Below are 25148 nucleotides of genomic sequence, written 5' to 3' on the forward strand. Positions count from 1 at the left end.
CTCCCTGGTCGAAAGAGGGCGGGACGAAATTCCCGCCTGGGTTAAATTACTGGTAAGAAACCGCGTATTGCATGGAGGCCTGCACCGTACCGGTGGTTGCTGCGCCCCCTGAGTAATATTGGGCCTTGTAGGTTGCCGTGGCTGATGTCTCATTTGCCGCCAGCGCTAAATCTCCGCCGCCATTAAACGCGTTGCGAAAATCGATCTCTGTATCACTGGTGTCGAGGATCTGAATTTCAACATCGCTCGCCGAGCCATTGCTGGCCAGGTTTCCGGTCGTGGCGCTGATGTTATTTCCGACGAAGACGGTTGAAATATTGATCCCGGAGGCTGAGCCGGTGCATCCGCTGACGCCGATGTCGAAGGTCGTTTGTCCTGCAACCTGATTGGTGTTCAAGGTGTTTACCGTGACGGTAGGCAGTAAGACGACAGGTGAGGCCTCAGAACCATTTACCGATACGGAACAGGTTTCATCAGAAACTTCTCCCATAAATGTAATGGTATTATCAGAAGCCAGCGCGCCCGCAGAATAGATCGCGGAGATCACCAGCGCCGGAATTAGGGCACGATTCAGTTTCATAACTAAACTCCATTTTCATTCAGTCGTGTTGATTTACCCTGAGAATTCAGGGTGTTCCCAATGCTCAGGGACATTCATAAAAATGGCACTGTGCTGGAATGTTGCTGTATTAAGTCAGTGTTGGCGAAAATATTGGTATTAATCCTGGTATTGAGGCGTTGAAATAGAAAAATGTGCTGCTGCACACGCCTTCTCCGTTTTTATTCAACAATGCGTCCCAGGCGACAAATAGCCCTTCTGAAAATATATCTTTTTTCTTATGCCGGAATTTTAACGACAGTAATCTTAAATATGAAAATCGTTTAAAACATCCGAATAAATCTTTTGTAATAGGTGATAGCTATTAAAAACTGGAAATAGATCGGTTGTGTCGATATTAAGATAATTAGATATTCGCTTTATTGGTATTAATGATTTAGCCGTAAAGTCGTTCCATATCTGTGTGTTAATTAATTGAATGTGTGATGTAAATAGATACCGGTTTTATAATAATCATCAGCATCACTATACTGTTTCTGTTGCTGACTATTAGGTGCGTACTCTTTGCTTTAGGAATTTTATTTTATTTTGTTGGATCTTTTGGAGCTTAAAAGGCTTAGTTTCCAATAAACCCCATTTGATTAAGATCAACAATTGATGCAATCGTATTTAAGTTGCCAGTTGATATAGTGCGTTTTGTTCGCATGAAGCGTGTTTTCTGCGCGGAGTTATGCTGATGTGGAGCGTGGGAGAGAACAATTTTTCCGCAATAAATCCGCAATGCCTGCGCGCTTGTCGCAAAAGCGCGGAACTGCAATACGCGTTGGGTAATAGCATCGAATTATACGGCCAGGCGACTTTCTGGAAAGATTCGTTAATGCGCTTCACTCATCAGAGCGGCTTACCGCCCGTCTACGGTCTGCTCATGGCTTGCGAAAAATTGATATGAACGGACGTGCAGCACTTGGGTCGCTGCACGTTTGTGGAAAAAGGCGGGGAACAATTAGTGGATAATGCCCAGATAACCATGCATTCCCATATAAAGCCCCACCAGACCGATCAGTATGCTGGAGAAATAGGGGGCTTTTCTCGCCAGGGTATTAAATCCGCTCCAGCGTTTTGCGGCCTGTTGCACGCTGATGGCTGCGCCTACGCCAACGGCTACCAGCGTTAACGCCAGACCAATGCTGAAGCACAGTACCATCGTGGCTCCCAGCGTGAAGGCTTTAAGCTGGATGCAGATCAGCAATACGGTGATGGCTGCCGGGCAAGGGATCAGGCCGCCCGTCAGGCCAAACAGTAAAATCTGTCCGTTTGTCACTTCCCGGTCGTGAAAGCGGCGCTGAATATCGGTCGCATGTGCCCGTTCATGGGCATCCTGCCAGGCGTGCGATCCGTCCGTTAGCCCCTTCAGGGAAATATGAACATGCTGGTGGTCGTGGTGATGGTCGTGGTCGTGATGGTGGTGCTCATGGTTGTGATGGTGGTGAGTGTGGGCAGGAAGCCTGTTAGCCAATCCGTCCCGCTCCCCTTTCCAGGTACGCCAGAACATCCAGAACGCCGTGCTCAGAATAATGATGGCGGAGACCAGCTGTAGCCAGGGTTCCACGGATTCTGCGGTAAACGCTCTGCTGATGTACATGCCGCCCAGGGCGATAAGCCACACAACGGCGGTATGTGAAAGCGTGGCTGCCAGCCCCAGCATCACAGCCTGCTTAATCGTCCCTTTGATGGCGATGATAAACGCCGCCATCATCGTTTTGGAGTGCCCGGGTTCCAGCCCATGTAATACGCCCAACAGAATGGCGCTGGGAATGAAGAACCAGGCGTTTCCTTGCTGAAGTAATGTTGAAAATTCGCCCATGAGAATGATTCTTAGTTGTCTTATTTCCCCGCATTCTACTCCCCCCCAGTACCAAATACTACCCCCCAGTAGCGTCACAATGCTATAATCCATAATGATTTATGTTAATAAGGCGTTGTTATGTCACATACGATCCGGGATAAACAAAAACTTAAAGCTCGCGCCAGTAAAATCCAGGGGCAGGTTGTCGCACTGAAAAAAATGCTGGATGAACCTCACGAATGTGCCGCGGTATTGCAGCAAATCGCGGCGATACGCGGCGCGGTGAACGGATTAATGCGTGAGGTGATCAAAGGGCATCTGACCGAACACATTGTTCACCAGAGCGATGAAGTGAAGCGCGAAGACGATCTGGAAGTGATCCTGAAGGTGCTGGATTCCTATATAAAATAGCCGGGACCGGTGCCCGACTGTTGTCTTCAATGTTAACGCCGTCTTTGCAGATGAATAAGCGAGCCTTTGCATTCCTTTGTGATCATTGGGAATGCGGCTTTTTCATTGGAGAGTGGATGCGAATGAATAAACAGCGTGTTTATCTTCCCGCCCATTCTTTTCTCGATCCTCTGTTTATAAGCATAGACGCTGCGGATATCCATACTCAGCAACTCGGCGATTTGATGCGGATTTTTCCCTGCAACCATGTTACCCATAATGATGAACTCCGTCTGGGTCAGGGTATTTCCTTTTGTAAAAGACAGATGTCGCCCAATAAATACTTGTCTGATTTTTTCATTGGCAACCGCCAGTCCATCATCGTGATAAATGACGACAGAAACCGCCGGATGATGTTTACGCCAGTAGTTGGCTAACGACTGCATGTTCCGATCGCTCACCAGTACAATACCCATACGTGTGCTGGCGAGATAATCAATCCACTGTTTGTCGAGAAACAGCCGCAAAAAGCTGATAGAGAAATCGACAAAAATATAACCATTTAATCGGGCATTATGATTATTATTTAAAATGCCCTCAATAACACCTCTGTTAAAGTAGATACTTTCTTCCGGCCACATACAAAAACATGCGTTAGCACAATATTGTAAACGAGGTGATTTTTCTGGCATTATTTTACAATGTAAAGAACAACTACTGCACGTAAGGTTTTTTAATTTAACATCCAGCTCCATACAGGAACCTCCCTATCCGTAGATAATTTCATAATTTCATCCGTTTTTAAATATGTCAATACTTTGCCAGACGGCAATTAGCGTGCGTAAAAAATCGATGCATATCACTTATTGCTATTTTTCTTAAAGCCTTGCGATGCATTTATAATAGTGGCTATTTACATGCTACTTATTTTCCTGGGGCAGTGTCTCGTCAGAGACAGAAACAATTTAGCATCCAGGACTTTTATAGCAAAATCCAGGAATAGTTATATTGCAAAAATGTTTAAGATATTTTGTTAAATGGCATTTATGGACAAAAGTTGCATCAATGTTAATTGCTGTATCTTAATTGTAAAATCGCTATTGTTTTTCATAATTAATAAATTATGTATTTGTGTGCTTTTTAAGCTTATCGTAATAATATCAGGAGAGCATGAAAATGCTTTAAAAATAGTCTTAATTAAGAACAAATGATCTTTTTTGACTTAAGGTTTTTGATTTATAAGTAATTTTACCGCTGGCGTTTGACAGTAATCGCATAATCAAATATTTATAGTGATCTCGATATAAGAATTTTGTAGCATGGCATTCATCATGTGAATGCCAGAAGGAATACTGTGTCGGATTTGTTAAAACACGCCAGATGTTACACAATTAATAACCTGGTTGACTTTCACCCTGGAAATCGGGCGTTATCGAATAGCGCAATGCAGAAGACCGTAACGTTACAAAGTCCTGCAAGCCTTATCCTTTTATATCTTATTCAGCATAACAACACGGTGGTTTCTCAAAACCAGCTGATTACAGCGGGTTGGGGAGAGAAGAATCATGTTACCTCGGCGAATACTTTTTATCAGACGATTCTCATTCTAAGAAATGCGTTAAGTGATATTGGGTTACCGCGCGATCTTATAAAAACCATTGCCCGTCGCGGTATGATGATTTCAGCGAATATTCAGACGGATGAGATAACCGCAAAAGCATCAGCGATCGAAGCGCCGGCGCAGATTGTTGCACCCCAAATGGAGCCGAAGGTAGACACGCCAATAAAAAAGCGCCATCTCTCGTTGCCTGCGGCGCTTTGCGGACTGGCGCTTCTGGTGGTGGTGATAAGCATTGCCGCCAGCCTGTTTTATATGTCTCCAGAGTCGCTGCTGTCGTCTTATGAGGTTCTGGACTCCGAGACTTTTTCATCCTGTACCGTCCTGCAAAAAGGGAATGATGTGCTGGAGCTAAATTATATTCGCTTTATGCACAAACATCGCGAGATTTGCGATAACAATAACTATGTGTTTCTCTCTGGAATGAGCAGCGCAAAAAATATCACGGCGATTATATGCCCGGAGGATGCCAGAGAAAATCCGTCCGTAAAGTGTATAACCTACTATTCGATAAATGATGAAAATTAAAATACTGGCAGCGGCTATTATTATCACGTTCTTCATTGTGGGCGGCGGAGGATTCTGGTATGCACACAGCATTAACCCGAAAATTGATTGCAGTGGTTATGCCGTCTGGGATATTGACCATGAACTTTTTGCCGGTGATATTACCTACCAGATGCATAATCATCAGGGGATCGTGACATTAACCGGCGTGTTGAATACGCCCGACGCTCGTTCTTATAAAATTAGCCGGATTATTTATTTTACGTACCAGAAGTTGCAGCAAAACTATATTATTACGACGCATAATCTGGTCCGATATCCGTCTGACGAATTACAGGGCAGCCATGAACGCAAGGCCATGCCGCTTATTTATTTATCAAAGGACGCGACGTTCTCGTTTTTGATACAACCCTGGCGGGAAGGCTGGACGTTTACGACAGTCGGGTCGCCCTCACTATTATGCCGATAGATTAAAGACTGAGTAAAACGGCTCGCCCCTCTTCAGGTGGATGAGCCGTTTTGTATTGAGATTAGCCAAAAAACATCACGGACACGCAAAGCAGACCCACAATCAGGGTAAGCAGATTTCCCAGAGAGCGGTATGGTTTGAGCGCGGGGATCAGATAGGTCGACAGCGTCGGCATGATAAACAAAATCATGGCAATAAGCGGGCCGCTGATCGCATAAATCATCGAAATGGCGTTGGGATTAATGCAGCAAACGACGAAGGTAATCAGCGAGACCAGCATGATAGACAGGGCGCGATTAAATGCCCGGCTTTTCTTCACGCCAGTCTGAAGTAACGCCGTTCGTACTATCTCTGTCGCCCCTTCAATCACCCCAAAATAGGTGCCCAGAAACGATTTTGACATCGCGACAACGGCGACAATAATCCCTGAAATGGAGAGCCATGCCGGTGCGGCTGGCATCATAGACAGCGCTGACAGGATGGTCACGCCTTCATGTTTCGCGGCTTCAATATAGGATGGCGGAATGGAGAGCAGGCAGCTGAAAACGAAAAACAGCACGCTCAGGCAAATGATCAGATAAGCCACCTTCATGATTTTTTTGCATTTACCCATGGCCTGCTCGCCGTATCTTTCACGTCTGTCGGTAGCAAACGTGGAGATAATGGGCGTATGGCTAAAAGCGAAAACCATCACCGGAATGGATATCCATACCTGATGAAGTGTGTGCCGATCGAAAGACATCTGGCTGGTCAATAACGCGGGCTGCCAGCTTCCGGTCAAATAAAGCGACAGAAATAAGAAATAGGCGATAAGCGGAAACACTAAAAAGCCCATCACGCGGATAGTCGCATGTCGTCCCATCAGGAAAATCAGATTCAGAATCAATACGACGCCCAGGCTGACCAGAACACGCACCCGCAGGTCTACCGTCATCTGCTTTGCCAGCTGTTCCGTCAGGGAATTGGTTATCGCCACGGCGTAAATCAGGACCACCACGAAAAACGCAATAAAGTATAGCGAGGTGATGAGACTGCCGATCTTCTTGCCGTAGTAATGCGTTACCGCACCGGTGATCCCTTCGCCAGCGGAGGTTTTCGAAGAGAGGATAAACTGGCACAGCGCTTTATGAGGCCAGTAAGTCAGAGGCCAGGCAACCAGTGCGGTAATAAACAGCACGATAGCCCCCGCGGAACCCAACTGAATGGGGAGGAAAAGGGTGCCTGCGCCGACCGCAGTCCCATATAGTGCAAAACTCCAGAGAGTTTCTTCTTTTGACCAAATTTTCGACATTATTTGAACGTATCAACTATAAAATAAACAAAAAGAAGCGCAATTTACCATAAATGGCATGAGGCTGGGGAAACTAAAGCGGTGTGCGAGGGCAGGCAGGAAGCGCCGGAACGAGGAATGTTCCGGCTAAACAGAGCATTATCAGGCAGTAACGCGCTGCTGGCGGCGTCTTACTACGCGAAGACGCAACGTGTCATAGGCCCAGTTGTAGAACATGGTGTATGGCAGGAAGAAAAGGAAGAAACCGATTTCCAGCGTGAAGGCCTGCAACAGGCTGACGTTCAGCGCCCAGGCGACAATACTTACACCAATAACGATAAAGCCGCTTTCAAATCCCAGCGCGTGCAGTGCGCGAACTTTAGCGGTGCGCGTCACTACGTGTGACGGCCAGAAGTGGTCAAACAGCGCGTTATAGATGATATTCCAGATCATCGCCGTGGTTGCCAGCAGAATGGTTAAGCCTCCCATTTCCAGCACTGAGCGCTGCATCAGCCAGGCGGTAGTCGGGGCCAGAATGGCGGTGGCAATGCCTTCGAAGCAGACCGCATGGAAAATGCGTTCGAGTAGCGAACGGCGTTGGACTAAATCATGTTGCATAGGATCAAACCTTTTTTTTCATCTCCGGGAAAACGGAATGTCAGGCATTTTATCGTTTAATATGATATCTAAAAGATAGAATCCATCGATAAAGTAGATAGTTTATGCGTTACTCTCCCGAAGCATTGATCGCATTTGTTGAGACGGTCTCCTGCGGCTCGTTTTCCGCTGCGGCGCGCCGGTTACGGAAAAGTCAGTCCACCGTCAGTACGGCGATTGCCCACCTGGAAGCCGATCTGGGGTTTTCACTGTTTGATCGCTCTTCACGACAGCCAGTGCTGACGGAAGAGGGCAAGCGGGTGCTCAGCTATGTGCAGGCTATTCTGTCAGCAAGCGATCGTCTGGATGAGGTGGCGTTATCCCTGTCTGGCGAAACGGAAACCCGTCTGACATTCGTGCTATCCGACACCCTGCATCCAGACGTTCTGGAAGAATTAATGGTGCAGTTCGACCGCCAGTTTCCCCATACGGAATTTGAATGTCTGATCGGCGAAGATGAAGATGTCATCGATCTCCTGCAAAAGGGACGCGCGCAGGTTGGGCTGATTGAAGCGCGCAATCATTACCCTACCGAGATGGGGGTGACGCGCCTGCCCATGCAAACCTGGATGGGACTCTACGTGGCGGCCTCACATCCTCTGGCCGTGCAGAAAACCCTGCAATGGGATCAACTGCATACCTGGCGTGAACTGCGGCTGAATACCTATCTGGAAAGTGGCGCCAGCGTGGCGCGCGGCCCGGCCTGGTCTGCACCTAACTATTTGTTATTACTGAGTATGGCGGTGCAGGGATTTGGCTGGTGCGCATTGCCTTGCGCACTGGTGGAAGAGTTCGCGGCTGAAAAACCGCTGGTGCAACTGGATGTGCCCGGCTGGCCAAAGGCGATCTCGATTGATCTTCTCTGGAACAAGAAGTCGCCGCCGGGCGCGGCGGGAAGCTGGCTCCGCGATCATTTACAGCAGGGGCGTATACCGGCTGATTAAAATAGCTGCAATTTCCTTTGTGATAAAACTCACCATTTTTAAACAAGCAGGATAATTATCTTTAACAATCCTCTACTATTGCGGTGTTATTTTGCGCTGAGGTGGTGATGAAAGAGGTTGTGATAGTTGGGGCTTTACGTACGCCGATCGGATGCTTCCAGGGAACGCTGTCCCGCCATTCTGCCGTTGAACTGGGCAGCATGGTGGTAAAAGCGTTGATGGAGCGTACCGGCGTTGATGTACATGCTATCGATGAAGTTATCCTCGGTCAGGTGCTCACGGCGGGCGCAGGACAAAACCCGGCGCGGCAGTCAGCCATCAAAGGTGGGCTGCCCAACACCGTTTCCGCTATCACCATCAACGATGTCTGCGGTTCCGGCCTGAAAGCGCTGCATCTGGCTACACAGGCGATTCAGTGCGGCGAGGCGGATATTGTCATTGCCGGCGGGCAGGAGAACATGAGCCGGGCGCCGCACGTTCTTACCGACAGCCGCACAGGGGCGCAGCTCGGTAACAGCCAACTGGTGGACAGCCTGGTTCACGACGGCTTGTGGGATGCGTTTAACGATTACCACATGGGCGTTACCGCTGAAAATCTGGCGCGGGAATACGGCATCAGCCGCGAATTGCAGGACGCCTATGCCCTCAGTTCCCAGCAAAAAGCGCGAGCGGCCATTGATGCCGGGCGTTTTAAAGCTGAGATTGTCCCGGTTGTCACCCAGCGTAACGGCCAGCCTGTCGTTGTCGATACTGATGAGCAGCCAAGAACCGATGCCAGCGCGGAAGGATTGGCCCAGTTGAACCCGGCATTTGATCTCCTCGGCTCGGTCACGGCGGGCAATGCCTCGTCAATTAACGATGGCGCGGCTGCTGTCATGATGATGAGCGAAGCCAAAGCGCAGGAACTGGATTTACCCGTACTGGCGCGTATTCGCGCTTTTGCCAGCGTCGGCGTCGATCCCGCACTGATGGGCATCGCGCCCGTTTACGCCACCCGACGTTGTCTTGAACGGGTAGGCTGGCAGCTGGCGGATGTGGATCTTATCGAGGCTAACGAGGCTTTTGCTGCGCAGGCGTTATCCGTCGGCAAAATGCTGGAGTGGGACGAACGCCGGGTGAACGTTAACGGCGGAGCGATTGCGCTCGGTCATCCCATTGGCGCATCCGGCTGCCGGATTCTGGTGTCGCTGGTGCATGAGATGGTTAAACGCGATGCGCGAAAGGGCCTGGCAACGCTCTGCATTGGCGGCGGGCAAGGCGTGGCGCTTGCTATCGAACGAGATTAAGACCGCCTTCATTTTCCGCTTCCCCGTACTGGCGCTGCCAACCGCGCCAGCCGCAATATGTGCTGATATTTCCCCTCCCTGACGCCGCGGGTTGCAGCAATCCGGCGTTTCTTTTCAGGAGCGCACGCTGCTCCCATATCCACCTGATAAACCTATCTTATTGTTTTTAATTTTATTTTAAGTATCTCCGCCTGTGCCTGCTAAAGGGAAATCTCGCGCTGACGTGATCGCAATTACACTTTTGATAATAAGATGCAGAAAAACTGAAACAACGTTTTATTTGTAATTGAAAACCCGTTTCTGGAGGGATATCATTACCGCATAAAGTAAAACGGAACGGTGTTTCGCCTTCCGTTCTGACATTCACGGTCGGTTTATTATTGGAGGTTGATGTGGACGTAAGACAGAGCATCCACAGCGCGCACGCTAAAACGCTGGACACCCAGGGGCTGCGCAACGAGTTTTTGGTCGAGAAAGTGTTTGTTGCTGATGAATACACCATGGTTTACAGCCACATCGACCGCATTATTGTCGGCGGCATCATGCCGGTAGCGAAAACGGTTTCCGTTGGTGGTGAAGTCGGTAAACAGCTGGGCGTTACCTACTTCCTGGAGCGTCGTGAACTGGGGGTGATCAACATCGGCGGGCCGGGCACGATTGCTGTCGATGGTCAGTGCTATGAGATCGGCCACCGCGATGCCTTATACGTCGGTAAAGGCGCGAAAGAAGTTGTTTTCGCCAGCGTTGATGGCGCAAATCCGGCGAAGTTCTACTACAACTGCGCGCCGGCGCATACCACTTATCCGACTAAAAAAGTGACGCCAGCCGATGTCGCGCCGGTCACTCTGGGCGACAACCTCACCAGTAACCGCCGCACCATTAACAAATACTTCGTGCCGGACGTACTGGAGACCTGCCAGCTGAGCATGGGTCTGACCGAACTGGCGCCCGGCAACCTGTGGAACACCATGCCTTGTCACACCCATGAACGCCGCATGGAAGTGTACTTCTATTTCAACATGGAAGAGAACGCCTGCGTCTTTCATATGATGGGGCAGCCTCAGGAAACGCGTCATATCGTGATGCACAACGAGCAGGCGGTTATCTCCCCAAGCTGGTCTATTCACTCCGGCGTCGGCACCCAGGCCTATACGTTCATCTGGGGGATGGTGGGTGAAAACCAGGTCTTTGATGATATGGACCACGTTGCAGTAAAAGATCTGCGCTAGTCGCGGACGGCAATCATGTCTGTCCGTGACAGGCACTAAGAAAATAAGGATTAACAATGATTTTGAATGCATTCTCTCTTGAAGGTAAGGTCGCGGTAGTCACAGGTTGTGATACCGGTCTGGGTCAGGGGATGGCGCTGGGTCTGGCGGAAGCGGGCTGTGATATTGTCGGGATCAACATTGTTGAGCCGACGGAAACCATTGAACGCGTCACCGCGCTGGGCCGCCGTTTTTTAAGTCTGACGGCGGATTTGCGTCAGATTGACGGTATTCCAGCCCTGCTTGAACGTGCGGTGGCGGAGTTCGGTCACATCGATATTCTGGTGAATAACGCCGGTCTGATCCGCCGTGAAGACGCGATCGACTTCAGTGAAAAAGACTGGGATGACGTCATGAACCTGAACATTAAGAGCGTGTTCTTTATGTCTCAGGCTGCGGCGAAGCACTTCATCGCCCAGGGTAACGGCGGCAAAATTATTAATATCGCCTCTATGCTCTCCTTCCAGGGCGGGATTCGCGTTCCTTCCTACACCGCGTCTAAAAGCGGCGTTATGGGCGTAACGCGCCTGATGGCGAACGAATGGGCGAAACATAACATCAACGTGAACGCTATCGCGCCGGGTTACATGGCGACGAACAATACTCAGCAACTGCGTGCTGATGAGCAGCGTAGCGCGGAAATCCTCGACCGTATTCCGGCGGGGCGTTGGGGTCTGCCGAGCGATCTGATGGGGCCGGTGGTGTTCCTGGCGTCCAGCGCATCTGACTATATTAACGGCTATACCGTTGCGGTGGATGGCGGCTGGCTGGCGCGTTAATTCTGATGTCGTAAAAGCCTCGCCCCGGTGAGGCGATAACATCCGGCCTGCGCAGGGGTTCCTGTACAGGCCGGATGCGTATGGCTTACGCGTTGAGGAAATCTTCGCGTACTGGCGTGAAGGTATCCAGCAGTGTCCCCGGTTGTAAACACACGCAGCCATGCATGATATTGGGCCGTTTATATAGCGTGTCGCCGGCGCGCACCACATGCTTTTCTTCACCAATAGTAAACTCAAATTCACCGGACAAAACGTAAGTCAGCTGTTCATGAGGATGATTGTGCAACGGCCCGATTGCGCCTTTTTCGAAATTCACCTCTACCGCCATCATGTTGCCGTCGTGAGCCAGAATACGCCGGGTAACGCCATTTCCCAGATCCTCAAGCGTCGTCTCATTATGAAAAATAAACATGCGGTGATCCTGTTATTTATTGAAACAATGTTTCAACTAAATTAGTTCATACCGGGGAAAAAGAAAATGGCAGACCAAATGAACTGGAAACTTGATCACAAGTTTGCTTCACTGCTGTCATCAAGGTGAGAAGGAGAAGGTAATGAAAACGATTGGACTGCTGGGCGGCATGAGTTGGGAATCGACGATCCCCTATTACCGTTTGATTAATGAAGGAATCAAAGCACGCCTGGGTGGTTTGCATTCCGCCAGCCTGTTGCTGCATAGCGTTGATTTCCATGAAATTGAAGAGTGTCAGCGCCAGGGCGAGTGGGATAAAACGGGAGATATTCTGGCGCAGGCCGCACTGGGTTTGCAGCAGGCGGGCGCAGAAGCGATAGTGCTGTGTACTAATACCATGCATAAAGTGGCGGAGACGATTGAGTCGCGCTGTTCACTGCCGTTTTTACATATTGCGGATGCGACAGGGCGGGCGATTGTGCGCAAAAACATGACGCGCGTGGCGCTACTGGGGACGCGCTACACGATGGAGCAGGATTTTTATCGCGGGCGTCTGGAGCAGCGGTTTGCGATTGAAACCCTGGTGCCGGAAACTGACGACCGCGCGCAGATCAACCAGATAATCTTTGACGAACTGTGCCTCGGCGAGTTTAGCGAACGCTCCCGCCAGTATTATTTGCAGGTGATCGAACGTCTGGCGGCGCAGGGCGCTCAGGGCGTGATTTTCGGCTGTACCGAGATTGGGTTGCTGGTGCCGGAAGCGCAGAGCGCGCTGCCGGTGTTTGATACTGCGGCGATCCATGCGGCTGACGCCGTGGAGTTTATGCTTTCGTAACCGGCTCCAGAATGGCCTCCAGCGGATCGACAAGACGCGGAAGGCTGGTTTGCAGGTGCTCACTGAACGCATCCACCAGCGCGGATGATGGCCGGTGCAGCGGGCGGATCAGACTGACGGTAAACGGAACGTCGACACTGAACCGCCGTACGATCACTCCGCTGGCGGCATAATCCAGCGCGGTGAGCGGGTTAACCACCGAGAGCCCGGCGCCCGCGCGCACCATCGCGCAAACCGACGCCGCGCTGTGGGTTTCCACGATCATCCGGCGTTTAACCTGGTGTTCGTTAAACAGCGCATCCAGCAGCTGGCGATAGCTGTCGGTGCGCGACAGGCTGATGTAATTCTCTCCCTGAAAGTCGCCCGGCGTCAGCACGGATTTGGTCGCCAGCGGGTGGCCGGGCGGCAGCACGCACACTTCATTTAGCGTCAACAACGCGGTGCGTTCGGTGCCTGCCGGGGTATGCAACGTCTCCGTCAGGCCGAGGTCGTGGCGTTGAGCGGAAAGCCACTCTTCCAGCAGCGGCGACTCCTGCGGCACGATGTTCAGGCTGACATCAGGATAGCGGACGAGAAACGGTTGCAGCAGCGTGGGTAAAAAGGACTGGGAGAAAACGGGCAGGCAGACAATCGACAGCTCGCCCTGGCGGAATTCACGCAAGCTCTCTGCCGCGTTTACAATGCGATCCAGCCCATACCAGGAACGCTGCACCTCTTCGAATAGCCGTAATCCTTGCACCGTTGGGTGCAGGCGTCCGCGCGTGCGCTCAAACAGTTTAAGCCCCAATACTTTTTCGAACCGCGCCAGCTCCCGGCTAACGGTGGGCTGCGAGGTATGCAGCAGGCGCGCCGCTTCGGTCAGGTTTCCGGCGGTCATCACGGCATGAAAGATTTCAATGTGGCGCAGGTTCACGGCTGCCATCGTTGGCTTTCCCCTCAGTGGATATCATCCATATCATTTTTGCATAGACTCGCCATAAAACGATATTTTTTATTCCCTTCAGTTTGTGGCGTAATCATAAAAAATGTCTTGCCCGGAGCCTGCTATGCCACATTCACTGAATTGCACTGATACTGACCTCAACGCTGAAAATCTGCTCAGACTACCGGCGGAATTCGGCTGCCCGGTATGGGTCTATGACGCGCAGATTATTCGCTGTCAGATCGCGGCCTTGCAACAGTTTGATGTGGTGCGCTTTGCGCAAAAGGCCTGCTCAAATATTCATATTTTACGCCTGATGCGTGAGCAGGGCGTAAAGGTGGATTCCGTTTCGCTGGGTGAAATTGAGCGCGCGCTGGCGGCGGGATACGATCCGCAAAACCATCCTGATGATATTGTCTTCACGGCTGATGTCATTGACGCCGCCACGCTGGCCCGCGTCAGCGAACTGCGCATTCCGGTGAATGCCGGGTCGGTGGATATGCTGGATCAGCTGGGGCAGGTTTCGCCGGGTCATCGCGTCTGGCTGCGTATCAATCCCGGTTTTGGTCACGGGCACAGCCAGAAAACCAATACCGGCGGCGAGAACAGCAAACACGGCATCTGGCATACCGATCTGCCTGCCGCGCTGGCGGTGATGCAGCGCCATCGGCTTCAGCTTGTCGGGGTTCACATGCACATTGGTTCCGGCGTTGATTACGGTCATCTGGAGCAGGTATGCGGCGCGATGGTGCGCCAGGTTATCGATTTTGGGCAGGATCTGGAGGCGATTTCGGCGGGAGGCGGGCTGTCGATCCCTTATCACGAGGGAGAAGAGGCGGTCGATACGCAGCATTACTTCGGACTGTGGAACGCCGCCCGCGAGCAAATCGCTCGCCATCTGGGGCATCAGGTGAAGCTGGAAATTGAGCCGGGACGTTTTCTGGTGGCGCAATCCGGCGTGCTGGTGACGCAGGTACGCAGCGTGAAAGAGATGGGGCGCCGTCATTTTGTGCTGGTGGATGCCGGTTTCAACGACCTGATGCGCCCGGCAATGTACGGCAGCTATCATCATATTACGGCGCTGGCGGCGGACGGTCGCTCGCTTGAACATGCGCCGCTGCTGGACACCGTGGTGGCGGGGCCGTTGTGTGAATCTGGCGATGTCTTTACACAGCAGGAAGGCGGTAACGTGGAAACGCGTGCGCTGCCTGCGGTAGCACCGGGGGATTACCTGGTTCTGCACGATACCGGCGCGTACGGCGCGTCCATGTCATCAAATTACAACAGCCGACCGCTGCTGCCGGAAGTGCTGTTTGATAATGGTAAAGCGCGATTGATTCGCCGCCGCCAGACGATTGAAGAGTTGCTGGCGCTGGAAGTTTTTTAACCGGCAGGCTGGATAAGGTTCCTTTGCCTGATGGCGCTACGCTTATCAGGCCTACAGACGGTGCTATATCACAGGCCGGATAAGGCGTCTTTGCCTGATGGCGCTATGCTTATCAGGCCTACAGACGGCGCAATATCGTAGGCCGGATAAGGCGCTTGCGCCGCCATCCGGCAAACCATCAGCAATCCGACTGAAAAAATGGCCCGGTGGTCACTGAATCACGCAGCACTAATGTTCCTGTAAACGGCGGGATCGGCTCCAGCTCTTCGCCGCTCGCCAGCCGAATCGCCTGATCGATTGCGGTGGTGATCATACTGTCGATCGGCAGATAAACGGTGGACAGCGCCGGTTCCAGCCACTTCGCGCTGGGCGCGTCATCGAAGCCAAACAGCGAAATATCCTGCGGTATCCGCAGCCCGGCTTGATGCAGCGCCTTTGATGCGCCAAGCGCCATATCGTCGTTACAGGCAAAGAGCGCGGTAAAGGCGATCCCTTCCTCCAGCAGTTCACGGCACGCTTCGTACCCGCGTGTCATGCTGGAGTCGCCGTATTTCACTTTCGCCGGGTCCCAGGCGATCCCGTTTTTCTCCAGCGCCTTGCGGTAGCCCGTCAGACGGGATTTTCCCGTTGGCGTGTGATTCGGTACGGTAATGCAGGCGATATCCCGATGGCCTTGTGAGATCAGGTAATCCACCACCTGAAACGCGGCATCTTCCTGTTCAAAGAATATGGCGCGATCGCGGGCCAGACTGACATCGCGGTTGATCACGACCAGCGGCGTCTCTATGGTATTAATCAACGAGATGATCGTTTTTTCGCTCATATAGCGGGTATAGAGAATGATCGCGTCGCACTGCCTGTCGGCCAGCATCTGCACCGCCTCTTGCTCGCGTTCCGGCGTGTCATGGCCATCGGTCACGATAAGCTGCTTACCGTGCGACTCCGTCTGGCGTGACGCCTGTTGCAGCAAACGCCCGAAGTAAAATCCGTCAAAGGTCGAGACAACAAGCCCAATGCTGTTACTGGTGCGGTTCGCCAGCGATCGCGCCAAAAAATTGGGTCGGTAATCTAACGCCTGCATCGCTTTGAAGACTTTCTGGCGCGTGCTCTCTTTCACCTGTCCCGTTCCGTTCAGCACGCGAGAAACCGTCGCTTTTGATACGCCCGCGCGACGTGAAACATCCAGCATTGTTGTCATGACGCTATCCTGATTAATCGTTTGACGAAGAACTCCCGGTTTCCGACGGCGTCGAAACGGAATGCCGGCGTACCAGAGTAGGGCTAAAGACATGGGTGATTTCGGGTACAGGCCGTTTTTCCGCCAGCGCGAGCGCCAGTTCGGCGGCCTGGGTCGCCATGGTCACGATCGGGTAGCGTACCGTGGTCAGACGTGGACGCACGTAGCGCGAGACCAGCACATCATCGAAACCAATCAGTGAAATTTCGCCCGGCACGTCAATACCGTTGTCGTTTAATACGCCCATTGCGCCTGCGGCCATCGAATCGTTGTAACAAGCGATCGCCGTGAAGTTTCTTCCGCGACCTAACAGTTCGGTCATTGCCTGTTCACCGCCGCTCTCATCCGGTTCACCAAATGTGACCAGCCTGTCGTTAGCCGGAATATGGCTCTCTTCCAGCGCGTCGTAATAACCCTTGAGCCGGTCTTCCGCATCAGAAATCGAATGGTTGGAACAGATATAGCCGATGCGGGTATGGCCCTGCTGAATTAAATGACGCGTTGCCAGCCAGGCGCCGTAACGGTCATCTAACGCCACGCAGCGCTGCTCAAACCCAGGCAGGATGCGGTTAATCAGCACCATGCCGGGCATCTGTTTCATTAATGACGCCAGATCCGCGTCCGGGATCATCTTGGCGTGTACGACTAACGCCGCGCAACGATGGCGGATCAGTTGTTCAATCGCCTGATGCTCTTTTTGTTCATTATGGTAGCCGTTGCCAATCAGTAAGAAATTACCGGTGTGGTAGGCCACCTGCTCGACCGCTTTAACCATCGCGCCAAAGAAAGGGTCGGAGACATCCCCCACGACTAAACCAATTGTCTCCGTGGATTGCTGCGCCAGCGCTCGCGCATTGGCGTTGGGGTGATAGCTGAGCGACTCCATCGCGCTGGTGACCGCGAGGCGGGATGCTTCGCTGGCTTTCGGGGAATCATTAATAACGCGAGAAACGGTGGCGACTGAAACACCAGCCAGTCGGGCTACATCCTTTATGGTCGCCATGACAGTACCTATAGTGGGTAAACGCTTACATTTCGTCAGTGTTACGGAAAATGGCTATCTGTTCAAGCAGATTGCCTGACGGGAACGCGCAAATGTGAGCGCACGCCGGGGAAGTAAGACAGAAAAGGGAGAATGCAAACCTTTGGTTACACTTTGCGAAGCGCTGTTGCGATTGTTCGCTGGTGAGGGCGTCGGGCGGATTGCTAGAGTTGAGATCCCAGAGGTATTGATAGGTGAAATCAGCTTTCGGGTTGATCACAAGAATTACACCAACCTGCGCATCATGTGCAGGTTTTTTTTTGCGCTTACACCAATCTGTAACAGTAACCGATAATTTACACAACTCGTTGCATTTGTGTTCATTCCTTTGCGTTTTGCTGGTGGCGCGCAGCGTCGCCGGAGACCACAATCAAGATCCCAGAGGTATTGATTGGTGAGATTATTCGGTACGCTCTTCGTACCTGTCTCTTGCACCAACCTGCGCGGATGCGCAGGTTTTTTTTCGTCCTTCCATTTACCTGTCGCGCCTGTTCCCCATCTCGTATAATCTGCAACCATGCATCTTTACCGAACTGTGAGCAAAGGGAGTTGACATGCTTTTTGGATTTTTTCGCAACCTGTTCCGCGTGCTTTATCGTGTACGCGTCACCGGGGATGCCAGGGCGCTACAGGGTGAGCGCATCCTGATCACGCCAAACCATGTCTCTTTTATCGACGGTATTTTACTCGCCCTGTTTTTACCGGTTCGCCCTGTTTTCGCGGTCTATTCCTCTATCAGCCAGCAATGGTACATGCGCTGGTTAAAGTCGCTGATTGATTTTGTGCCGCTCGACCCGACGAAGCCGATGGCGATTAAGCACCTGGTACGCCTGGTAGAGCAGGGCCGCCCGGTGGTTATCTTCCCGGAAGGGCGAATTTCGGTTAGCGGTTCGTTGATGAAAATCTACGACGGCGCCGGGTTTGTGGCGGCGAAGTCTGGCGCAACGGTGGTGCCGGTTCGTATTGAAGGCGCAGAGCTTACGCACTTTAGCCGCCTGAAAGGTCTGGTAAAACAGCGCTTTTTCCCGCGCATTCACCTGCATATCCTGCCGCCTACCCATCTGCCGATGCCGGAGGCGCCGCGAGCGCGCGAGCGCCGCAAACTGGCCGGAGAAATGCTGCATCAAATTATGATGGAAGCGCGCATGGCGGTGCGCCCGCGTGAAACGCTGTATGAATCACTGTTAGCTGCGCAGTACCGCTACGGGGCGGGTAAAAACTGTGTTGAAGATATTAACTTCACGCCGGACACTTATCGCAAATTGCTGACAAAAACGCTGTTTGTCGGCCGCATTCTGGAAAAATACAGCGCGCAGGGCGAAAACATCGGCCTGATGCTGCCAAACGCGGCCATCAGCGCCGCCGTCATCTTTGGCGCGGTTTCTCGTGGCCGTATCCCGGCGATGATGAACTACACGGCGGGTGTGAAAGGGTTGACCAGCGCCATTACCGCTGCGGAGATCAAAACCGTATTCACCTCCCGTCAGTTTCTTGAGAAAGGCAAACTCTGGCATCTGCCGGAGCAACTGACGCAGGTTCGCTGGATTTATCTCGAAGATTTAAAAGCTGATGTGACGCTCGCCGATAAGCTCTGGATTTTTGCGCATCTGCTGATGCCGCGCCTGGCGCAGGTCAAACAGCGGCCGGAAGAGGCGGCAATGATCCTCTTTACATCCGGTTCGGAAGGGCACCCGAAAGGCGTGGTGCACAGCCATAAAAGCCTTCTGGCGAACGTTGAGCAGATAAAAACCATTGCCGATTTCACGGCGAACGACCGCTTTATGTCAGCGCTGCCGCTGTTCCACTCCTTCGGTCTGACCGTCGGCCTGTTGACGCCGCTGCTGACCGGCGCTGAGGTGTTTCTCTATCCCAGCCCGTTGCACTATCGCATTGTGCCGGAACTGGTCTATGACCGGAACTGCACGGTGCTGTTTGGCACGTCGACGTTTCTGGGCAACTACGCGCGGTTTGCCAACCCGTATGACTTCTATCGTCTGCGCTATGTCGTCGCCGGCGCGGAAAAATTGCAGGACAGCACCCGACAGCTCTGGCAGGACAAATTCGGCCTGCGCGTTCTGGAAGGTTACGGCGTGACCGAATGCGCGCCGGTCGTGTCGATTAACGTACCTATGGCGGCTAAGCCGGGCACCGTTGGGCGCATTTTGCCAGGCATGGATGCGCGCTTGCTGGCGGTTCCGGGCATTGATGACGGCGGGCGTCTGCAACTCAAAGGGCCTAATATCATGAACGGCTACCTGCGGGTTGAAAAACCGGGCGTGCTGGAAGCGCCTGCGGCGGAAAATGCGCTGGGCGACGTTGAACAGGGCTGGTACGACACGGGCGATATTGTGCGTTTCGATGAAAACGGTTTTGTGCAGATCCAGGGGCGAGCGAAGCGCTTTGCGAAAATCGCCGGAGAGATGGTTTCGCTGGAGATGGTCGAACAGCTGGCGCTGGGCGTCTCGCCAGATAAAATGCACGCCACGGCGATTAAAAGCGACGCCAGCAAAGGCGAAGCGCTGGTGCTGTTCACGACAGACGGCGAGCTGACGCGTGAAAGCCTGCTGCAATATGCCCGCACACACGGCATTCCTGAACTTGCCGTACCGCGTGATATCCGCTATCTGAAACAACTTCCGTTACTGGGCAGCGGCAAGCCGGACTTTGTGACGCTGAAAAGCTGGGTTGATGAACCGGAAAAACAACATGCGTGAGTCAGTACATACTAACACCTCGATCTGGTCGAAAGGGATGATGTCGGTTATCGCCGCGCAGTTTCTCTCTGCGTTTGGCGATAACGCGCTGTTGTTCGCGACGCTGGCGCTGCTGAAGGCGCAGTTCTACCCGGACTGGAGCCAGCCGATCCTGCAAATGGTGTTTGTAGGCGCTTACATTCTTTTTGCCCCCTTTGTCGGGCAGGTGGCGGACAGCTTTGCCAAAGGTCGGGTGATGATGTTCGCCAACGGCCTGAAACTGTTGGGCGCCGCGAGCATCTGTTTTGGTTTTAATCCCTTTGTCGGCTATACGCTGGTGGGGATTGGCGCGGCGGCTTACTCTCCGGCGAAATATGGCATTCTTGGCGAGCTGACCACGGGCGACAAACTGGTGAAAGCCAATGGTCTGATGGAAGCCTCCACCATTGCCGCGATTCTGCTGGGATCGGTGGCGGGCGGCGTACTGGCAGACTGGCATGTGATTGCGGCGCTGGTCGCCTGTGCGTTGGCCTATGCGGGCGCAGTTGTCGCTAACCTTTTTATTCCGAAACTCGCGGCGGCGCGGCCAGGCCAGTCCTGGCATTTGCGTAAGATGGTGCGCAGCTTCTTCTGCGCCTGCATGTCGCTCTGGCGTAACGGGGAGACGCGTTTCTCGCTGGTTGGCACCAGCCTTTTTTGGGGCGCGGGCGTCACGCTGCGTTTTCTGCTGGTGCTGTGGGTGCCGGTAGCGCTGGGAATTACCGATAACGCCACGCCGACTTACCTGAACGCAATGGTGGCGATCGGTATTGTTGTGGGCGCAGGCGCTGCGGCGAAGCTGGTTACGCTGGAGACGGTAGCGCGTTGTATGCCTGCGGGTATTCTGATTGGCGTGGTGGTGCTGATTTTTTCTTTGCAACACGCGTTGCTTCCGGCCTATGCGCTGTTGACGCTTATTGGCGTGCTGGGCGGCTTTTTCGTGGTGCCGCTCAATGCGTTGTTGCAGGAGCGTGGCAAGAAAAGCGTCGGCGCGGGCAACGCGATTGCGGTACAGAACCTGGGGGAGAACAGCGCGATGCTGTTGATGCTGGGTCTCTATTCGCTGGCCGTACTGGTGGGCATTCCGGTCGTGGCGATCGGCATTGGTTTTGGCGGGCTGTTTGCATTGGCGATTGCGGCGCTGTGGATTTGGCAGCGCCGCCAGATGTGATTGTTGCGCCGTCGGTAGGCCTGATAAATGTCGCGCCATCAGGCAGAAGTGCCGGATGGTGGCACAGGTGCCTTATCCGGCCTACGGTATGGTGCTGTCGGTAGGCCTGATAAGCGCAGCGCCATCAGGCAAAGGTGCCGGATGGCGGCACAGGTGCCTTATCCGGCCTACGGTATGGTGCTGCCGGTAGGCCTGATAAGCGTAGCGCCATCAGGCAGAAACGCCGGATGGCGGCACAGGCGCCTTATCCGGCCTACAATATGGGGCTGTCGGTAGGCCTGATAAGCGCAGCGCCATCAGGCAGAAGCGCCGGATGGCGGTGCAGGCGCCTTATCCGGCCTACAGTATGGTGCTGTCGGTAGGCCTGATAAGCGCAGCGCCATCAGGCAGAAGCGCCGGATGAGCGCATTACGGTGCCGGGTAGGTATAAACCTGGTGTACCGCTTCGATCTCCGCCAGCACCTCTTCGCTTAACTCCAGATGCAAACTCTCAACGTTGGTTTTTAACTGCGCCATCGTCGTTGCGCCCAACAGGGTGCTGGCGACGAACGGCTGACGACGCACAAACGCCAGCGCCATCTGGGCCGGATCGAGGTTGTGGCGTCTGGCGATGTCGACGTAGGCCGCAACCGCCTTTTGCGCCTGCTCGCCGCTGTAGCGCGTAAAGCGGCTAAACAGGGTGTTGCGCGCGCCAGCGGGTTTGGCACCATTCAGATATTTACCGGTCAACGTACCGAATGCCAGGCAAGAGTAGGCCAGCAGCTCGACGCCTTCATACTGGCTGACTTCCGCTAATCCCACCTCATAACTGCGGTTCAGCAGGCTGTAAGGGTTCTGGATAGTGACAATGCGCGGCAGGTCATGTTTATCCGCCAGATGCAGATAGCGCATGACGCCGAAGGCCGTTTCGTTAGAGACGCCGATATAGCGAATTTTGCCCGCGCGCTGGAACTCCGTCAGCGCGTCCAGCGTTTCGAGCAGCGTGACAACTGGAGCCGAATCCGTCCAGCTGTAGCCCAGCTTGCCGAAGCAGTTGGTCGGGCGCTGCGGCCAGTGAACCTGATACAGATCCAGATAGTCGGTTTGCAGGCGTTTGAGGCTGTCGTGTAAGGCCTCACGGATATTTTTACGATCCAGCGCCTGATTGGGGCGAATTCCGCTGTCGTTATTACGCGATGGGCCGCTTACCTTGGAAGCGATAACCAGCTTCTCACGGCTGCCGTGTTTAGCAAGCCAGTTACCGACATAGGTTTCTGTTAGTCCCTGGGTTTCCGGGCGTGGAGGCACCGGATACATTTCGGCGACGTCGATCAGGTTAATGCCCTGATCCACGGCGTAATCGAGCTGTGCATGTGCGTCGGCTTCGCTGTTTTGTTCACCAAACGTCATTGTGCCCAGCCCCAGTGTACTTATTTCAAGCGAGCTGTGGGGTATACGGTGATAGTGCATAGCCGTTTCCTTCTTATTATGAAGTCAGTAAATCCCGACAAAGGAATATAAAAATGGCAGAGGGAAGAGAAAAGGGAAAGAGAAAATTCTAAGGCCAGCAGGGCTGCTGACCTCAACAATTAGCGTTCAATGATCTGAGAGACTTCGTCACGATTGATTTGCATCGCGTTGCCTTGCTGATCGTGGTAGCTCACCAGACCCGTATCATCGTCAATTTCTGGTTTACCGTCGGTCAGAATCATCCGACCATCTTTGGTCGCCATTACATAATCGCTGCTACATCCAGAAACAGCAAAAGCCAGTCCTACAGCGGAAATCACAACTGCCCATTTTTTCATCCATTTATCCTCACGTGGCCTGCGTCTGATAATAGTCTAGTAATAACCTGAAGTTATGTCTGATAAAAGCAGTAAAATCTTAAACTGTGCGGAACGGGAGCGGCATTGCGGGTATTCGCTCCCCTTACAGGGAGCGAAAGAGTGAATCAGAGAGGGTTCTTTTTATTGCGCATCAGGTTCAGGCTCTCTACCGCGATAGAGAAGAACATGGCGAAGTAGATGTACCCTTTCGGAACGTGTACATCGAAACTTTCCAGAATCAGGGTAAAGCCGACCAGAATCAGGAAAGAGAGCGCCAGCATTTTTACGGAAGGGTGGCGGTCAACAAACTCGCCGATAGGACGCGCCGCGAACATCATCACGCCGACGGCAATCACAACTGCCGCCATCATGATAAACAGATGATCCGAGAGGCCCACCGCCGTGATGACGGAGTCAAGGCTGAAAATAATATCCAGCATCATGATCTGGACAATCGCGCCCAGGAAGGAGGAGACGCGCGTTTTCAGCCCTTCTTCCTCGCCTTCAATCGATTCGTGAATTTCTTTACTGGCTTTCCAGATCAGGAACAACCCACCCAGCAGCAGGATCAGATCGCGGGCGGAAATCGCTTCGCCGAAAACCTCGAACAGTGGGTTTGTCAGGCGTGTGACCCAGGCGATAGAAGCCAGCAAAGCCAGACGCATCACCATCGCCGCCGACAGCCCAAGGCGTCGGGCGTGATTCCGTTGCGCTGTAGGAAGTTTCGCCACCACCAGAGAGAGGAAAATAATATTGTCGATCCCAAGAACGATCTCCAGCAGCGTCAGCGTACCGAGCGCGAGCCAGGCGTTAGGATCGGTTACCCATGCAAATAACATCGAACAAAGTCCTGCCAAAAAAAAGAAGCGCTAATTATAGGCGCGCAATGCGGCAGGTGAAAGTCCAGTCTGTGCCTGTTAGCCCTGTAACAGGAAATGGCGGGCCAGCAGCGTGCGAGTGAAGTTCTTTTTCAGATAAAAGCCGCGCGGCAGCGTCAGAATGGTCTCTCCCTGCGCGCCAATTGCTTCGGTAAGGGCTTTGGCATTCGCTGCTTTTGGCCGCAGTTGTAAAAATTCGCCATGCCGGGCGGTGATCCGCTCAACCTGACCCAGCACAATCATGTCCATCAACTCTTCCCAGTCGAGGCGAAGCTGCTGATCTTCTTCTTCATTTGGGCTCCACAGCAGTGGGGAACCGACGCGCCGATCGGCTAACGGAATACTGCGATCCCCCTCTACGGGGACCCATAACACGCGTTTTAATTTGTGGCGGACGTGACTTGTTTCCCACGTCACGCCACTGTTGCCGGTTAGCGGCGCGACGCAGACAAACGTGGTTTCCAGCGGGCGGCCAAGGCTATCGACGGGAATGGTTTTCAGCTCCACGCCAAGCGCGGCGAAATCTTGTTCCGGTTTGCTACCGGCGCTGGCGCCGAGCCAGATCTCCAGCAGCACGCCAATCCAGCCTTTATCCCGTTTCAAATCTTTGGGGGCCACTAAACCGGCCAGCGCCGCCAGTTCGCCCAGCGAGTAACCTGAAAGCTGCTGCGCCTGGGCAAGCAAAAGGGCTTCAGATGCTGGCGGAGAAAGTAGCGGGCGGAGTCCGGGCATGACGTTATACCTTAGGCGAAAAAGTGAACAATGATTTTATACCGTATGAACAGAGTTTAACGATTTCCACACGCGATGTTCAATCGCATGATTTATATTGGTTTTTAGGATCTGATCCTGCAAGTTGCGCAACAGAGAAATGGGTTTTCCAAATCTGGTCACTGAAAATAAACAGGATCTTACACCATGTTATCCACAGAAAGATGGGATAACTGTGAAAAACCGCCACTACTGTTTCAATTTACAGCCTTGACGTGCGACGAAAATCGAATTTTTACACAAATTGTGCCTAACTTATTGGCACAATCTGTGGATAAAAGCGACGGTGGTTGATCTTTCATCAGCCTGACGATCTTCAATGTGATGGCTGTCACGATTTAGCACGAATGGTCGCAGGTT

At 52.8% G+C, this 25148-nt stretch carries 25 protein-coding genes; 12 read left to right on the forward strand and 13 right to left on the reverse strand.

Going from position 1 to position 25148, the window contains the following annotated elements; all coding sequences use genetic code 11:
• Window positions 1-46 precede the first annotated feature (46 nt).
• Complete coding sequence (locus OGX81_RS08570) at window positions 47-580, reverse strand: fimbrial protein (protein WP_012134978.1); 534 nt, start codon at window positions 578-580, stop codon at window positions 47-49.
• A gap of 982 nt (window positions 581-1562) precedes the next feature.
• Window positions 1563-2423: a nickel/cobalt efflux protein RcnA gene (locus OGX81_RS08575; protein WP_104868227.1), complete on the reverse strand. Its 861-nt coding sequence runs from the start codon at window positions 2421-2423 to the stop codon at window positions 1563-1565.
• A gap of 120 nt (window positions 2424-2543) precedes the next feature.
• Here OGX81_RS08575 and rcnR point away from each other — a divergent pair, with 120 nt between their 5' ends.
• On the forward strand, window positions 2544-2816 hold the full coding sequence (gene rcnR, locus OGX81_RS08580) for a Ni(II)/Co(II)-binding transcriptional repressor RcnR (RefSeq protein ID WP_012134972.1): 273 nt from the start codon (window positions 2544-2546) through the stop codon (window positions 2814-2816).
• Window positions 2817-2848: 32 nt separating this feature from the next.
• Here the strand turns inward: rcnR and OGX81_RS08585 are convergent, their stop codons facing one another.
• Window positions 2849-3550, reverse strand: a complete 702-nt coding sequence (locus OGX81_RS08585; RefSeq protein WP_024130913.1) for a helix-turn-helix transcriptional regulator — start codon at window positions 3548-3550, stop codon at window positions 2849-2851.
• 689 nt (window positions 3551-4239) lie between these two features.
• On the opposite strand from OGX81_RS08585, the gene OGX81_RS08590 reads away from it, so the two are divergent.
• Window positions 4240-4941, forward strand: coding sequence for a winged helix-turn-helix domain-containing protein (locus tag OGX81_RS08590; RefSeq protein WP_104868228.1), 702 nt, complete (start codon window positions 4240-4242; stop codon window positions 4939-4941).
• Entirely contained in the window at window positions 4928-5389 is a 462-nt protein-coding gene (locus OGX81_RS08595; protein ID WP_104868229.1) for a YqeJ family protein, read from the forward strand. The genes OGX81_RS08590 and OGX81_RS08595 overlap by 14 nt, the downstream gene beginning before the upstream one ends.
• A 61-nt stretch (window positions 5390-5450) precedes the next feature.
• On the opposite strand, the gene OGX81_RS08600 is transcribed toward OGX81_RS08595, so the two are convergent.
• Together OGX81_RS08600 and OGX81_RS08605 are read right to left on the reverse strand one after the other, a co-directional pair.
• Entirely contained in the window at window positions 5451-6680 is a 1230-nt protein-coding gene (locus tag OGX81_RS08600) for an amino acid permease (protein ID WP_104868230.1), read from the reverse strand.
• A gap of 141 nt (window positions 6681-6821) precedes the next feature.
• Window positions 6822-7277, reverse strand: a complete 456-nt coding sequence (locus OGX81_RS08605) for a multidrug/biocide efflux PACE transporter (protein WP_104868231.1) — start codon at window positions 7275-7277, stop codon at window positions 6822-6824.
• 104 nt (window positions 7278-7381) lie between these two features.
• Between OGX81_RS08605 and OGX81_RS08610 the strand changes: the two genes are divergently transcribed.
• From OGX81_RS08610 to kduD, 4 genes are all read left to right on the forward strand, one after another.
• Complete coding sequence (locus tag OGX81_RS08610) at window positions 7382-8260, forward strand: LysR family transcriptional regulator (RefSeq protein WP_104868232.1); 879 nt, start codon at window positions 7382-7384, stop codon at window positions 8258-8260.
• A gap of 107 nt (window positions 8261-8367) precedes the next feature.
• On the forward strand, window positions 8368-9546 hold the full coding sequence (locus OGX81_RS08615; protein WP_104868233.1) for an acetyl-CoA C-acetyltransferase: 1179 nt from the start codon (window positions 8368-8370) through the stop codon (window positions 9544-9546).
• Window positions 9547-9938: 392 nt separating this feature from the next.
• The gene (gene kduI / locus OGX81_RS08620) at window positions 9939-10775 is read left to right on the forward strand and encodes a 5-dehydro-4-deoxy-D-glucuronate isomerase (RefSeq protein ID WP_024130911.1); all 837 of its coding nucleotides are present in this window, start codon (window positions 9939-9941) and stop codon (window positions 10773-10775) included.
• A 56-nt stretch (window positions 10776-10831) separates the two neighbouring features.
• On the forward strand, window positions 10832-11593 hold the full coding sequence (gene kduD, locus OGX81_RS08625; protein WP_005123393.1) for a 2-dehydro-3-deoxy-D-gluconate 5-dehydrogenase KduD: 762 nt from the start codon (window positions 10832-10834) through the stop codon (window positions 11591-11593).
• A gap of 85 nt (window positions 11594-11678) precedes the next feature.
• Here kduD and OGX81_RS08630 read toward each other — a convergent pair whose 3' ends face one another.
• Entirely contained in the window at window positions 11679-12005 is a 327-nt protein-coding gene (locus OGX81_RS08630; protein ID WP_012134962.1) for a cupin domain-containing protein, read from the reverse strand.
• 142 nt (window positions 12006-12147) lie between these two features.
• Between OGX81_RS08630 and OGX81_RS08635 the strand changes: the two genes are divergently transcribed.
• Window positions 12148-12840, forward strand: a complete 693-nt coding sequence (locus OGX81_RS08635; RefSeq protein ID WP_049011182.1) for an aspartate/glutamate racemase — start codon at window positions 12148-12150, stop codon at window positions 12838-12840.
• Here OGX81_RS08635 and OGX81_RS08640 read toward each other — a convergent pair.
• The gene (locus tag OGX81_RS08640) at window positions 12827-13762 is read right to left on the reverse strand and encodes a LysR family transcriptional regulator (protein WP_286487540.1); all 936 of its coding nucleotides are present in this window, start codon (window positions 13760-13762) and stop codon (window positions 12827-12829) included. The genes OGX81_RS08635 and OGX81_RS08640 overlap by 14 nt on opposite strands.
• A gap of 124 nt (window positions 13763-13886) precedes the next feature.
• On the opposite strand from OGX81_RS08640, the gene lysA reads away from it, so the two are divergent.
• Window positions 13887-15149 (forward strand): diaminopimelate decarboxylase, encoded by a 1263-nt coding sequence (gene lysA / locus OGX81_RS08645; RefSeq protein WP_104868235.1) that lies wholly within the window; start codon window positions 13887-13889, stop codon window positions 15147-15149.
• 178 nt (window positions 15150-15327) lie between these two features.
• Here lysA and OGX81_RS08650 read toward each other — a convergent pair whose 3' ends face one another.
• Together OGX81_RS08650 and galR are read right to left on the reverse strand one after the other, a co-directional pair.
• Window positions 15328-16347 carry a LacI family DNA-binding transcriptional regulator gene (locus tag OGX81_RS08650; RefSeq protein ID WP_104868236.1) on the reverse strand — a complete coding sequence of 340 codons (1020 nt, stop codon included), beginning with the start codon at window positions 16345-16347 and terminating at the stop codon, window positions 15328-15330.
• 13 nt (window positions 16348-16360) lie between these two features.
• Window positions 16361-17389, reverse strand: a complete 1029-nt coding sequence (galR, locus tag OGX81_RS08655) for an HTH-type transcriptional regulator GalR (protein ID WP_104868237.1) — start codon at window positions 17387-17389, stop codon at window positions 16361-16363.
• Window positions 17390-17982: 593 nt separating this feature from the next.
• On the opposite strand from galR, the gene aas reads away from it, so the two are divergent.
• Window positions 17983-20142: a bifunctional acyl-ACP--phospholipid O-acyltransferase/long-chain-fatty-acid--ACP ligase gene (gene aas / locus OGX81_RS08660; RefSeq protein ID WP_012134954.1), complete on the forward strand. Its 2160-nt coding sequence runs from the start codon at window positions 17983-17985 to the stop codon at window positions 20140-20142.
• On the forward strand, window positions 20135-21331 hold the full coding sequence (lplT, locus tag OGX81_RS08665; RefSeq protein WP_047461510.1) for a lysophospholipid transporter LplT: 1197 nt from the start codon (window positions 20135-20137) through the stop codon (window positions 21329-21331). Before aas ends, lplT begins: the two co-directional genes overlap by 8 nt.
• A 408-nt stretch (window positions 21332-21739) precedes the next feature.
• Here lplT and OGX81_RS08670 read toward each other — a convergent pair whose 3' ends face one another.
• The 4 genes from OGX81_RS08670 to mutH form a co-directional block, all read right to left on the reverse strand.
• Window positions 21740-22780, reverse strand: coding sequence for an NADP(H)-dependent aldo-keto reductase (locus OGX81_RS08670; protein WP_047461513.1), 1041 nt, complete (start codon window positions 22778-22780; stop codon window positions 21740-21742).
• A gap of 119 nt (window positions 22781-22899) precedes the next feature.
• A complete protein-coding gene (ygdR, locus tag OGX81_RS08675) occupies window positions 22900-23118 on the reverse strand; it encodes a lipoprotein YgdR (RefSeq protein ID WP_012134951.1) in 219 nt (72 codons plus the stop codon).
• Between the two features lie 146 nt (window positions 23119-23264).
• Complete coding sequence (locus OGX81_RS08680; RefSeq protein WP_104868239.1) at window positions 23265-23978, reverse strand: TerC family protein; 714 nt, start codon at window positions 23976-23978, stop codon at window positions 23265-23267.
• A gap of 78 nt (window positions 23979-24056) precedes the next feature.
• The gene (gene mutH / locus OGX81_RS08685; RefSeq protein ID WP_047461516.1) at window positions 24057-24749 is read right to left on the reverse strand and encodes a DNA mismatch repair endonuclease MutH; all 693 of its coding nucleotides are present in this window, start codon (window positions 24747-24749) and stop codon (window positions 24057-24059) included.
• A gap of 186 nt (window positions 24750-24935) precedes the next feature.
• Between mutH and OGX81_RS22110 the strand changes: the two genes are divergently transcribed.
• The gene (locus OGX81_RS22110; protein ID WP_047461519.1) at window positions 24936-25082 is read left to right on the forward strand and encodes a hypothetical protein; all 147 of its coding nucleotides are present in this window, start codon (window positions 24936-24938) and stop codon (window positions 25080-25082) included.
• Window positions 25083-25148 lie beyond the last annotated feature (66 nt).

Source organism: Citrobacter sp. CK206, from assembly GCF_030333125.1.
GTDB lineage: Bacteria > Pseudomonadota > Gammaproteobacteria > Enterobacterales > Enterobacteriaceae > Citrobacter_B > Citrobacter_B koseri.